The 12,620-nt window shown below is 64.9% G+C and carries 11 protein-coding genes; 7 read left to right on the plus strand and 4 right to left on the minus strand.

What is annotated here, in order from left to right:
- The first annotated feature begins 254 nt into the window (after positions 1-254).
- Both ACVWZM_RS14950 and ACVWZM_RS14955 read left to right on the plus strand, forming a co-directional pair.
- Positions 255-1,487 (plus strand): ABC transporter substrate-binding protein, encoded by a 1,233-nt coding sequence (locus ACVWZM_RS14950; protein ID WP_028338255.1) that lies wholly within the window; start codon positions 255-257, stop codon positions 1,485-1,487.
- 22 nt (positions 1,488-1,509) lie between these two features.
- The gene (locus tag ACVWZM_RS14955; RefSeq protein WP_456853758.1) at positions 1,510-2,793 is read left to right on the plus strand and encodes a glycerate kinase type-2 family protein; all 1,284 of its coding nucleotides are present in this window, start codon (positions 1,510-1,512) and stop codon (positions 2,791-2,793) included.
- On the opposite strand, the gene ACVWZM_RS14960 is transcribed toward ACVWZM_RS14955, so the two are convergent.
- Positions 2,790-4,019 (minus strand): GNAT family N-acetyltransferase, encoded by a 1,230-nt coding sequence (locus ACVWZM_RS14960; RefSeq protein ID WP_456856698.1) that lies wholly within the window; start codon positions 4,017-4,019, stop codon positions 2,790-2,792. The genes ACVWZM_RS14955 and ACVWZM_RS14960 overlap by 4 nt on opposite strands.
- Positions 4,020-4,231: 212 nt before the next feature.
- On the opposite strand from ACVWZM_RS14960, the gene ACVWZM_RS14965 reads away from it, so the two are divergent.
- Complete coding sequence (locus tag ACVWZM_RS14965) at positions 4,232-4,957, plus strand: phosphorylase family protein (RefSeq protein WP_456853760.1); 726 nt, start codon at positions 4,232-4,234, stop codon at positions 4,955-4,957.
- Positions 4,958-5,008: 51 nt separating this feature from the next.
- Here the strand turns inward: ACVWZM_RS14965 and ACVWZM_RS14970 are convergent, their stop codons facing one another.
- Positions 5,009-6,178 carry a saccharopine dehydrogenase family protein gene (locus ACVWZM_RS14970; protein WP_456853762.1) on the minus strand — a complete coding sequence of 390 codons (1,170 nt, stop codon included), beginning with the start codon at positions 6,176-6,178 and terminating at the stop codon, positions 5,009-5,011.
- Positions 6,179-6,491: 313 nt separating this feature from the next.
- Here ACVWZM_RS14970 and ACVWZM_RS14975 point away from each other — a divergent pair, with 313 nt between their 5' ends.
- Entirely contained in the window at positions 6,492-6,977 is a 486-nt protein-coding gene (locus ACVWZM_RS14975) for an adenosine-specific kinase (protein ID WP_076832491.1), read from the plus strand.
- Between the two features lie 90 nt (positions 6,978-7,067).
- Here ACVWZM_RS14975 and ACVWZM_RS14980 read toward each other — a convergent pair whose 3' ends face one another.
- Positions 7,068-7,586, minus strand: a complete 519-nt coding sequence (locus ACVWZM_RS14980) for a MarR family winged helix-turn-helix transcriptional regulator (RefSeq protein WP_028336531.1) — start codon at positions 7,584-7,586, stop codon at positions 7,068-7,070.
- A 179-nt stretch (positions 7,587-7,765) separates the two neighbouring features.
- Here ACVWZM_RS14980 and ACVWZM_RS14985 point away from each other — a divergent pair, with 179 nt between their 5' ends.
- The 3 genes from ACVWZM_RS14985 to ACVWZM_RS14995 are packed head-to-tail and all read left to right on the plus strand — an operon-like array spanning position 7,766 to position 11,309.
- Complete coding sequence (locus tag ACVWZM_RS14985) at positions 7,766-8,806, plus strand: branched-chain amino acid ABC transporter permease (protein ID WP_028336532.1); 1,041 nt, start codon at positions 7,766-7,768, stop codon at positions 8,804-8,806.
- A gap of 5 nt (positions 8,807-8,811) precedes the next feature.
- Positions 8,812-10,581 (plus strand): branched-chain amino acid ABC transporter ATP-binding protein/permease, encoded by a 1,770-nt coding sequence (locus ACVWZM_RS14990; RefSeq protein ID WP_456853764.1) that lies wholly within the window; start codon positions 8,812-8,814, stop codon positions 10,579-10,581.
- Positions 10,578-11,309: an ABC transporter ATP-binding protein gene (locus tag ACVWZM_RS14995; RefSeq protein WP_456853766.1), complete on the plus strand. Its 732-nt coding sequence runs from the start codon at positions 10,578-10,580 to the stop codon at positions 11,307-11,309. Before ACVWZM_RS14990 ends, ACVWZM_RS14995 begins: the two co-directional genes overlap by 4 nt.
- A 141-nt stretch (positions 11,310-11,450) precedes the next feature.
- Here ACVWZM_RS14995 and ACVWZM_RS15000 read toward each other — a convergent pair whose 3' ends face one another.
- Positions 11,451-12,602 carry an ABC transporter substrate-binding protein gene (locus ACVWZM_RS15000; RefSeq protein ID WP_168857602.1) on the minus strand — a complete coding sequence of 384 codons (1,152 nt, stop codon included), beginning with the start codon at positions 12,600-12,602 and terminating at the stop codon, positions 11,451-11,453.
- Positions 12,603-12,620: the final 18 nt, after the last annotated feature.

Consider the following 12,620-nt stretch of genomic DNA (forward strand, 5'->3'; position numbering starts at 1 on the left):
CCCTCGACCGGGAAAGGCCCCCTGCGATACCCTCGCAGGGGGCTTTTTGTTGGCGCATTTCCGGGCGAAGCGGGTACCGATTCGCGCGAAGAAAACGCGTCGGAAACCGGAATTTAAAGCCATGGCCTGCTCGCAGGCCGGCCCGGGCAATGCCCGCTTACACTTTGCCCGGCAATACGCTAGGTAAACCGGCAAGAACCCCGACAAGAAACCGACGCCCTCGCGCGGCGGCAACAACAAGGAGATTTCGGGAAATGCCGATGCCGATCCGACACCGTGTCGCAACCGCCCTGCTCGGCCTCGCCGTCGCCGCCGCGACCGGCAATGCTGCATGGGCGCAGAAGAAATACGACACCGGTGCGAGCGACACCGAGATCAAGATCGGCAACATCGTGCCCTATAGCGGCCCGGCGTCGGCCTATGGCGTGGTCGGCAAGGCGATGGCCGCGGTGTTCAAGAAGGTCAACGACGACGGCGGCATCAACGGGCGCAAGATCACTTTCGTCTCCTATGACGACGCCTACTCGCCGCCGAAGGCCGTCGAGCAGGCCCGCAAGCTGGTCGAGAGCGACGAGGTGCTGTTCCTGTTCGGCACGCTCGGCACCGCCTCCAACACCGCGATCCAGAAATATCTCAACGCCAAGAAGGTACCGCAGCTGTTCGTCGCGACCGGCGCGACCAAGTGGAACGATCCGAAGGCCTTCCCTTGGACCATGGGCTGGCTGCCCAGCTACCAGAGCGAGTCGCGGATCTACGCGAAATATCTGCTCAAGGAAAAGCCCGCCACCAAGGTCGCGGTGCTCTACCAGAACGACGACATGGGCAAGGACTACCTCAAGGGGCTGGAAGACGGCTTCGCCAGCGATCCCGCGCGCGTCGTCGCCAAGGAGAGCTATGAAGTCGCCGAGCCGACGATCGATTCCCATGTGGTGCGGCTGAAATCCTCCAATCCCGACGTCATCGTCTTCTTCACCACGCCGAAATTCGGCGCCCAGGCGATCAAGAAGCTCGGCGAGATGAACTGGAAGCCGGTGACGATCGTCTCCAACGTCTCGGCTTCCACCGCGACCGTGATGCGTCCGGCCGGCCTCGACAATGCGCAGGGCGTGATCTCGGCCGCCTACGCCAAGGACGCCAGCGATCCGCAATGGAAGGACGACGCCGGCATGAAGGCGTTCGACGAACTGCTCGCCAAATACATGCCTGACACCAACCGCGTCGATGCCTCGGCGATGACCGGCTACAACATGGCGACCACGATGGTCGAGGTGCTGCGCCGCTGCGGTGACGACCTCACCCGCGCCAATGTGATGAAGCAGGCGGCGAGCCTGAAGCAATTCGCGCAGGGCGGCCTGCTGCCCGGCGTGACGCTGTCGACCGGGCCTGCCGACTTCCAGCCGATCGAACAGCTCCAGCTGATGCAGTTCAAGGGCGAGCGCTGGCAATTGTTCGGCGACGTCATCAGCGGCGAAGTCGGCGGACACTGACCGCGTTACATAAGGCACAACCATGACCGACCGTCGTCCTTTCCTGCGTTCGATCTTCGATGCCGCTGTGGCGGCTGCGCATCCCGACGTCGTGCTGGCGTCGCGGCTGCGGCCGGTGCCGAAGGGACGGGTGATCTGTCTCTGCGCAGGCAAGGGCGCCGCGGCGATGGCCGCGGCGGCCGAGCGGCATTATCTCGACGCGCTCGAGCTCGATCCGTCGCGGCTGGTCGGCATCGCCACCACCCGCCACGGCCATGGCGTGCCGACCCGCCGCATCAAGGTGGTCGAGGCCGGCCACCCGGTGCCCGACGAGGCCGGGCTCAAGGCGGCGGACGACACGCTGCGGCTCGCCGCGACCGCGACCCCGGACGATCTCCTGCTGGTGCTGCTGACCGGCGGCGGTTCGGCGAACTGGATCGCGCCGGTCGACGGCGTGAGCTTTACCCAGAAGCAGCAGGTCAACCGCGCACTGCTGCGCTCCGGCGCGCCGATCGGTGCGATGAACACCGTGCGCAAGCATCTCTCGCGGATCAAGGGCGGACGGCTGGCGCGCGCCGGCCAGCACGCGGCCGAGATCGTCACGCTGGCGATATCGGACGTGCCGCATGACGATCCCTCCGCGATCGCCTCCGGGCCGACGGTGCCGGATCCGACCACGCTGGCGGACGCCCGCGCGCTGGTCGCCAAATACAATCTCTCGATCGACGACGCGGTCCGCCGCGCGCTCGACGATCCCGCGAACGAAAGCTGCAAGCCCGGCGATGCCGTCTTCGCGCGGGCGACATTCGAACTGCTGGCAAAGCCGAAGGCCTCGATCGACGCCGCGGTGAAGGTCGCGCGGGACGCCGGCTACGAGACCATCGCGCTCGGCGCCGATCTCGAAGGCGAGGCCCGCGAGATCGCGGCCGCGCATGCGCGGCTTGCGCTGAAGGCGCGCAGCGAAGGCAAGCGGGTCGCGATCATCTCCGGCGGCGAGCTGACGGTGACGGTGCGCGGCAACGGCCGCGGCGGCCCCAACCAGGAATACGCGCTGGCGCTGGCCGGCCTGCTGAAGGATACGCCCGACGTCTCAGCGCTGGCCGCCGATACCGACGGCGCCGACGGCGGCGCCGGCAGCGCGACCGACCCGGCCGGCGCCGTGATCGACCAGGCGACATTCGCGAAGATGAAATCGATCGGCCTCGATCCGAAGGCCTATCTCGAGAACAACGATGCGACGGGGTTCTTCGCCCAGACCGGGGATTTGTTGCTGACCGGACCGACGCTGACCAACGTCAATGACGTGCGGGTGATTTTGGTGGATTAGGCCGTATCCTCGACGGACCCAAGGCCAGTCTCGGGCTGCGCCCAAAGCTCCTGATAGTTACGAAACTTCGCAAGCGTCTCGTCATATCGCGTCGGCTCGAGCACCGGCAAAATGCGCTTCAACACTGAGTTGATTGGCGCGGAGGTGTGCCGAACGTATAAGTCGATCGGATCAAGCAAGTGCCTCAGGTGCAGCTTTGGATCATAGTTCAGCCCGCTGCTGCGAAACCATTTGTACCCGTTGGCGATTGCCCAGCTCACCATGTCGCGAAACACATAATGATAGAGGTGCAGGTCTAAGGCGACATCGTAGTCGAGACCTATGTACTCCGCATAGATCGCGTCACCATGTACCATGCATGCGGCAAACGCGACGATCCGCTCGTTCTGACGCCAGAGGAAGAAGCGGACCTTGTCCCCCATCCGCCGCCCCAAGTCGCAGAAGTATCGTTCCGTCAGCTTCTCGAAGTGCAGTTTCGAACGCTGATAGACTTGGAAATACAATGGATAGATCTGCGCGATCACCGGCGTCGCGTCGTTGACGACGTTCATCTCGACGGATGGAGAGGCCCGCGCTGTCGCCTCAAACTTCTTGCGAAGTTTCTTGCGGGTTGCGCTGTTGAGCGCATGATTCATATAGTCATCGAAATTGGCGTAATCGATGCAAAGCCTGGTCATGGGCAGGCTGGGGATGCGGGTGAAGCCGTGAGCGATCAAGCAGTCGAGGATTGGTCGGTATCGCGCCGGAAACTCCTTGAGCACGATCAGCCGCGCCCCGAGCCTGCGAGCATGTATTGCAATCGTAGAGGCCAGAAGTTCCGCGCAGCCTCGATGGCAGGCCTCGTCCCCGTCAAGATGACCTTCCCCTGCGACGCACCCCACCATGAGCGCACGGGCGCGCATCAAACCTCGCCACATCCGGCGAATGGCGTCGATGAGTACGCCAAACCGCGGCCTCGCACCGGCCAGCAAATCCAGGTCCATTAGGAAGAATGGCCGTACAGCACAAACCTGATCAACCGCATCTTTGATGAGGAAATACCGGTAATCGAACTCGGGATGAAGGGTATCCTCGACCAACTCATAGTATCGATGATCCTTGCGCTCGCTCGCGAAGGCGAACTGCCAGCGCGGACAACGCTCCAAATCGTTCCGCACGATGACTTGGAGACGCGGCGGACATTGCATCGGCACGCGTCTCGTGAGGTCGCCGATTTGGCTCGTCAAGTGCGCTGTTGCAGCTTCCGGCACGATCTCACGCTCGCCACGGATCCCGGCCCTAGGCAGCATTTATCACGGCGCCAAAACAAAGCAGCTAACATATCCGTCAGAAACTAACTCGTTAGTCATTTGCGATTTGGCGTTGGAGCAGAACACTCCTGATACGACCCGCATGCGCGGACACTCGCCGTCCAGCGCGGCATCCGGGGAGCGGACTCATGGCAGCGGTGATTGGAGTCACGGGACTTGCATTTGAGGCGCGGATCGCTGCAGACCTGCATACGCAGGCGATCTGCAGTGGCGATGGCAGCACGCTCGCGGAGTCTCTCGCGTCGGCAATTGCTGAGGATTGCTACGGTCTTATCAGCTTTGGCGTCGCGGGCGGCCTTTCGCCCGACCTCCCGGCAGGCGCATGCGTCGTAGCATCGACGATCGTTTCGGAAACGATTCAGCTCTTCACTGATCGAGACTGGTCGCAAGCCTTGCTTCGACTCATCCCCGGTTCGATTTATGGCCCTATTGCTGGTGTGACCACGGTCGCCATGCATCCAGAAGCGAAGCGCTCGCTGCATATGAGTACAGGCGCGCTGGCGGTCGATAACGAATCCCATGTGGCGGCGAGTGTCGCTGCAGCGCGCGGCCTCCCTATGACTGCCGTCCGCGTGATCATGGATCCGGCCGGTCGGCAGCTTCCTGCCGCCGCCCTGTCCGCAGTGCGTGCAAACGGGACGATCGATCTCGCCGCGCTGGTCCGTGCGACAATGAAACAGCCGAGCGAGTTACCGATGCTGCTTCGGACCAGTCTCGACGCACTGTCCGGATTTGCGGCACTGCTTCGCTGCCGTCAATTGCTTGGCCCTGGATTAGGGTTGCCTTCCTTGCAAGCAGAAGAGTTGGAGCCAAGTTCAAGTATCGTAGCGGACGATCGTATGATCGCCCTCTAGTCGCTTTTTTAGCCGAACGGGCTGCTATACCTGCCGACTGCGTGCGTGACCTCAACGCGCACTGAAAGTGAGGCCGGCGCGCTCCTTTAGACGCTTGCGCAAGGCCGGCCCCATCAGCGCGCCCGGCGTCCAGATGCCGCCCTCACCCTGCACGTCACGCACGACGCAGAGAGCGCTTTCGGTGATCATCTTGCTTGTCGAGCCATAGCCCGGATCGCGGTCGCCGGTGACGACGGCTTCGACCCGTCCGCCATCCGGCACCTCGCCCAGAAAGAAGATGTCGTAGAAGCCCCTCTCGCGCGCTTCCCGGGTCGGGCCTGCGCCGCGTTTGAGACCGCCGGTCCCGAACAAGGACACCACCGTGGCGAACGTCTCCGTCGTCACGCTCGCGATGTCCCCAAGTGCCGGCGCCACCATCATCTCGTCATAAACGAAGTCCCTGCCGTAGGGATGGCCCAACAGGAAGTTCGTGCGGTGCACGTTCTTGGTGTTGATCGGCGCCATCGGGAACGGCACGAGCCACGCGTGCATGCTTGTGTCATATTCGGGGACGAGGCCCGACGGCTGAGACGGCCCAGTGAAGCCCGGCGTCAACGCGAAGGGATCGGTCAGCAGCCGGATCAGGGCCGGGTCGCGCGCCGCGGCGGCCAGCGTCGCCTGAGCGCTCGCCGCGGTGCCGCCAGACATGCCACCCCTCACCTTGCGCAGACGGGCCTTCACCCGCCGCGCCGGGCGTCCGAATTTCTCGCGCGCCTTCTCCTGCAACGTGAGCACACCGAGATCGAACGGGATGGAATCGAAGCCACAGGAGAAGACGATGCGCGCGCCGGTCCGTTTTGCCTCTTCGTGATAGGCGTCGATCATAGCCCGCATCCAGCCCGGTTCGCCGCAAAGATCAACATAGGCCGTGCCGGTGGCCGCGCATGCCGCCACTAGCTCGGGACCGTGAAGCTGATAGGGCCCGACCGTGGTGACGACCACGGTCGCGCGCTCGCACATCGAACGCAGGCTGGCCGGCTCGGCGGCATCCGCCTTCACCAACGGCAAATCGTCCGGTGCGCCGATGTCGGCACGCACTTTCTGGAGTTTGTCGGTCGAGCGTCCCGCAATTGCCCAGGACGGAGCATCGTCGCCGCGATAGGATGTCGCCAGATATTCGGCGATGAGACCCCCGGTGTAACCCGTCGCGCCATAGACGATGAGGTCGAAGTCCCGCTTCACGGCGTTGATCCTCCTCGAGCCCCCGGAAGCGCTCCCTTCAGATCCGTTAGCAACGCTCGGTACGCTTCGCGGCCATTTGCGAGGGGCCGGGCAACATACGGGCCATCGCGCTTGACGGAGGATACCACAATTGCCGCCCTTCGGCGCGCAACCTCCCGGCGATTTCCGGTCCCCCTTGAGAGCCGTCGTGAGTACGGACGCTGGTCGGCGTGAGCCGAAGCAACAGCCGGCACATTTGAGCGCCTGTGGCCGCTTGCAAACGCCCTCCGACGGCCTACCATGGATTGGGGAGTTCGCGTGCAGGAGCGAAGCCATGGAACTCACCGTGGTGCCCATCGTCAAGCCGGATGAGACCAACTTCATCTTCGGCCAGTCGCATTTCATCAAGACCGTGGAAGACCTTCACGAAGCGCTGGTGGGCACGGTTCCGCGCATCCGCTTCGGGTTGGCTTTCTGCGAGGCCTCCGGCAAGCGGTTGGTGCGCTGCTCCGGTAACGACGACGCCTCGCTCGCCCTGGCACGCGACAACGCATTGGCGATCGGCGCCGGTCACACCTTCCTGATTTTCCTCGGCGACGGGTTCTTTCCCGTCAATGTGCTCCCGGCGGTGCGCGCAGTGCCGGAGGTCTGCCGCATCTATTGCTCGACGGCCAATCCAACACAGGTGATCGTCGCGCAGACGGAGCTCGGGCGCGGCGTGCTCGGCGTGGTGGATGGCGCCTCGCCGCTGGGTGTCGAAACCGACGCCGACATTGCGTGGCGGAAGGATTTGCTGCGGAACATCGGCTACAAGCTTTAGACCGCGATGGTTCGCCGCCTGGCGGCGCCCGCATGCTGGATATGTATCAACCCAACGCGTCATTGCGAGCGGACGGGCCGTCGCGCTCTCTCAAAACTCCTGCGCGAGCTTCGCCAGCATCTCCAGCAGCGCGGCGTGGTTGGCCGGACCGAGCACCTCGATCAGCCGCGCCTCGTGCTTGTTGGCGACCAGCTTCTTGGCGCGCGCCAGCACGGCGCGGCCCTTGTCGGTCAGGACGAGGATGTGGGAACGGCGGTCGTTGGTGGAGCGCATCCGCGCGCAAAGGTCGCGGCTCTCCAGCGCGTCGAGCATCGCGACGAAATTCGGCCTGAGGATCCCGAGCGTGTTGGCGATCTCGGTCTGGTTGCGGCCCGGATTCTTGTCGAGCAGAAGCAGCACCGAGAACTGCGCCGGCGTCAGCTGCAGCGGCGCGACGCAGCGCAGGAAGTCCTCGAATACCCTGAGCTGCGCGCGCTTCAACGAATAGCCGAGCAATCCGGACAGTTCGCCCAGTTGCAGCATGCTGTCGTCCCCGGCAGAATCGGCCGGTTCCCTGCGCAGGGCCCGCGACGAACGGAGGGCATCGGTGGCGGTCTTGGAAACAGTCATCGCTCCAGGCTCGCAATCCCGCTACAAGAATCCCGCACGACACTCGGGGACCTTGAGATTATATCTAATAATTGTTATGAACTATATCAAATGTCGGCAGCTTTCAACAGCCGATATCGGCCGACCTGACCGGCACGACCGGTTGAGGCGGTCCGACGCTTGAGGGGGAGCGCTCGGCCTTGAACACAACGATCATGCTGTTCCTGCTGCAGGACGGCATCACCAATGGCGCGATCTACGCACTGCTGGGGCTGGCCCTGGTGCTGGTGTTCGCGGTCACGCGGGTGATCCTGATCCCGCAGGGCGAATTCGTCACCTACGGCGCGCTGAGCTACGCCATGCTGGCGACCGGCCAGGTGCCCGGCACAGCGCGGCTTGCGGTCGCGATGGGCCTCGTCGCCTTCGCCCTCGACCTGTTCTTCGCCCGTAACGCGCTGCATGCGCGGCTGGTGATCCGCTCGGTCGCGCTCAACATCGCCTTTCCCGTCGCGCTGCTCGGTCTGATTTACGCGCTGGTCGGTCCCGGCACGCCGATCGCCGTCAACATCGCGCTCGCGCTCCTGATCGTGGCGGCGATCGGTTTGTTCCTCTACCGCATCGCGTTCCAGCCGATCGCGCACACTTCCGTGCTGGTGCTGCTGATCGCCTCGGTCGGCTGCCATCTGGCGCTACAGGGCCTCGGCCTGGTGTTCTTCGGCGCCGAAGGCCTGCGCGCGCCTGCGCTGTCGAATGCCGCAGTAACCGCCGGCCCGCTGCGCTTCACCGGGCAGAGCCTTGCGGTCTACGGCCTGACGATCGGCTTCATCGTCGCCCTGTGGCTGTTCTTCGGCTACACCAAGACCGGCAAGGCGCTGCGCGCCACCGCGGTCAACCGCCTCGGCGCCCGCCTGGTCGGCATTCGCACCACGCTGTCCGGCCAGATCGCGTTCCTGCTCGCCTCCGTCATCGGCGCGATCTCCGGCATCCTGATCGTGCCGATCACGACGCTCTATTACGACACCGGTTTCCTGATCGGCCTGAAGGGCTTCATCGCCGCCATCATCGGCGGCCTGGTCAGCTATCCCCTGACCGCGGTCGCCGCCATCGTGGTCGGCATCGTCGAAGCCTTCTCGTCGTTCTACGCCAGCAATTTCAAGGAAGTCATCGTGTTCACGCTGATCCTCCCCGTGCTCGTGTTGCGCTCGCTCGCGGCGCCCGAGGTCGAAGAAGAGAAGGATTGAGCGCGATGACGCAGCGCCTTCCCCTCATCATCTTCGCGCTCGTGATGGCGGTGATTCCGCTTGTCCCGGGCATCCCGCCGTTCTGGATCGTGCTGCTCGACAATATCGGCCTCGCCGCGCTGGTCGCGATGGGCCTCGTGCTGCTCACCGGCGTCGGCGGCCTGACCTCGTTCGGCCAGGCCGCGTTCTGCGGCTTCGGCGCCTACACCACGGCGGTGCTGACCACCGCCTACGGCGTCTCGCCCTGGCTGACGCTGCCGGCTTCGCTGTTGGTCAGCGGCATCGCCGCCGTGCTGCTCGGCATCGTCACGGTACGGCTATCCGGCCATTATCTGCCGCTCGGCACCATCGCCTGGGGCATCGGGCTGTTCTATCTGTTCAGCAAGCTCGAATTCCTCGGCCGCAACGACGGCATCTCCGGCATTCCCCCGCTGTCGATCGGCTCGTTCAAGATGCTGAGCCCGGATGCGATCTACTACGCGATCTGGGTCGCGGTGCTGCTGTCCGCGCTGCTGACCATGAACCTCTTGGACTCCCGCACCGGGCGCGCGATCCGCGCCTTGCGGCGCGGCCATGTTGCGGCGGAAGCGTTCGGCGTGCAGACGCCCCGCGCCAAGCTGTTGGTGTTCATCTATGCCGCGGTGCTGGCCGGCCTGTCCGGCTGGCTGTATGCGCATTTCCAGCGCGCCGCCAACCCAACGCCGTTCGGCGCGCAGGCCGGCATCGAGTATCTGTTCATCGCCGTGGTCGGCGGCGCGGGCTACGTCTGGGGCGGCGTGCTCGGCGCCGGCATCGTCGTGATCCTCAAGGAGGTGCTGCAGAGCTACCTGCCCTACATCTTCGGCGGCCAGAGCCAGCTCGAGACCATCGTGTTCGGCATCATGCTGGTGCTGCTGCTGCAGCTCGCGCCTCAGGGCGTCTGGCCCTGGCTGATGTCGCGGCTGCCGTTCAAGCCCGCCCGCAAGACCCCGGACACGTCCGTGAAACTGGAGCACCGCGAACGAGCGCCAGGAACGTCTCCGATCCTTCTGCACATCGACAAGGCGCGCAAGCAGTTCGGCGGCGTGCTCGCGGTCAACGACGTCTCGTTCGACGTCAACGCCCGCGAGATCGTCGCGCTGATCGGCCCGAACGGCGCCGGCAAGAGCACGACCTTCAATTTGATCACCGGCGTCCTGACCGCAACCAGCGGCAAGATCTCAGTGCTCGGCAACGCGGTCGCGAACGCTCCGCCGCAGGAGGTGGTCAAGCTCGGCGTTTCCAGGACTTTTCAGCACGTCAAGCTGGTGCCCGACATGACCGTGCTGGAGAATGTCGCGATCGGCGCGCATCTGCGCGGCAATTCCGGCGCGATCTCCAGCATGCTGCGGCTCGACCGCGCTGATGAGGCGAGGCTGCTGGCGGAAGCCGCGCGGCAGATCGCGCGCGTCGGCCTGTCGGACCAGATCGACCAGCTCGCGGGCTCGCTGTCGCTCGGACAGCAGCGCATTGTCGAGATCGCCCGCGCGCTGTGCGTCGATCCGATGCTGCTGCTGCTCGATGAGCCGGCCGCCGGCCTGCGCCACATGGAGAAGCAGCGGCTGGCCGCGCTGCTCCGGCAATTGCGCGACGGCGGCATGTCGGTGCTGCTGGTCGAGCACGACATGGGGTTCGTGATGGATCTCGCCGACCGCATCGTGGTGCTGGATTTCGGTACCAAGATCGCCGAGGGCACGCCGGCCGCGATCAAGCGCAACCCCGACGTGATCAAGGCCTATCTCGGAGCCGCCGCATGAGTGCGCTGCTATCGGTGACCGACGTCCACATCTCCTACGGCAAGGTCGAGGCGGTGCGCGGCGTTTCGCTCGACGTCGCCCAGAACGAGATCATCACCATCATCGGTGCCAACGGCGCCGGCAAGACCACCTTGCTCAACGCCATCATGGGCGTGCTGCCGCTGAAGGGGCGCACCAGCTTCGCCGGCGTCGACATGGCGCCGCTCGATATCGAGGACCGCGTCGCCACCGGCCTCAGCCTGGTGCCCGAGCATCGCGAATTGTTCGGCACAATGAATGTCGAGGACAATCTCGAGCTCGGCGCGTTCCGGATCGCGAAGGCCGTCGCGGCCGCCTCGCTGGAGCGGGTCTACACGCTGTTTCCGCGGCTCAAGGAGCGGCGCAAGCAGCTTGCCGGAACGCTGTCCGGCGGCGAGCAGCAGATGCTGGCGATGGGCCGCGCGCTGATGGGCGCGCCGAAGCTCTTGATGCTGGACGAGCCGAGCCTCGGCCTCGCTCCGATCATCGTCGCCGACATCTTCCGCATCGTCGGCGAGCTCCGCGCCGCCGGCGTCTCGGTGCTCCTCGTCGAGCAGAACGCCCAGGCCGCATTGCAGATCGCCGACCGCGCCTATGTCATGGAGCTCGGCGAGTTCGTGCTGTCAGGCCCCGCGACGGAGATCGCCGCCAACAAGGGCGTCGCCGCGAGCTATCTCGGCTTCCAGCACGAAGGCGAGAGCGCGATTTAGGACGCGCAACTCCACCGCGGAGAGACCGTCACCCCACCTCGCCGCGCATTACATGCGCGGCGATCCTCCCCCTCCAGGGGAGGGTGAGAAAAAGCCGGCCCCATCGGGACCGGCTTCTTCGTTTCAGAGATTGCGTCCAGCTCACATCGCCGGGACGTATTTGCCGTCCTTGACCGTCAGTAGGATGCGCGAACGGTCGTCGAGGCCGTAGCGATCCTTTTCGGTCCAGTTGTAGACGCCCTGGGTCGCGACGATCTCCTTCTCGGAGATGAAGGCCTTGCGGATCGCCTCGCGGAATTCCGGCGTGCCGGGCTTGGCGGTCTTCAGCGCCACCGGGATGATGCGCTTCATCACCTCGAAGGCATCGTACGAGTGGCCGGCGAACTGGCTGCGGCTGTTGGCGCCGTACTTGGCTTCATAGGCCGTATTCAGCGCGAGGCCGGGCTTCTTGGTCAGCGCGCTGTCGGGCTGGGTTTCCGGCGACATGATCGGGCCGGCCGACATGATGACGCCTTCCGCGGCCGCACCGGCGATGCGGATGAAGTCCATGCTGGCGGCGCCGTGGGTCTGGTAGATCAGACCCTTGTAGCCGCGCTCGCGCAGCGCGGTCTGCGGCAGCGCCGCGGCGGTGCCGGAAGCACCGACGAGGATGGCATCGGGATTGGCGGCGACGAGCTTCAGCACCTGGCCGGCGACCGAGGTATCCGGACGCGCGAAGCGCTCCTCGTCGGTCATGGTCAGGCCCATCGGCACGGCCTGCGCCTTGAAGTCGTTGACCCAGAGATCGCCGTAGGAATCCGAATAGCCGATATAGCCGACGGTCTTGATGTTGTGCGCCTTCATGTGCTCGTAGAGCACCTTGCCCATGATCGGAATCGACTGCGGCAGGTCGACCGACCACTTCATGCGCGCCTCGTTGATCGGGAACGGCGCGAGGCCGAAATGCGGGATGCCGGCCTCGTTGGCGACCGTCGACACCGCGATCGACGGCGGCGTGGTGCAGGAGCCCATGATGATGTCGGCCTTGGACTCGGTGACGAAGCGCCGCGCGTTGGTGGTCGCGGCCGTCGGATCGCCACCGTCGTCGAGCACGATCAGCTTCAGCGGTACGCCGCCGATCTCCTTCGGCACGAAATCGAGCGCATTGCGCTCGGGAATGCCGAGTGCCGCGGCGGGCCCCGTGGTCGAGATCGAGATGCCGATGGTGATTTCATTGGTCTGCGCCAGTGCGGGCGCGCCCGGCAGCGCGATGGCTGCCGCGAGCACCGCGGCGGCGAGAGTGGCCTTCCTCATTCATTCCTCCCTGCAGTT

It is taken from the genome of Bradyrhizobium sp. USDA 4501, assembly GCF_054062115.1.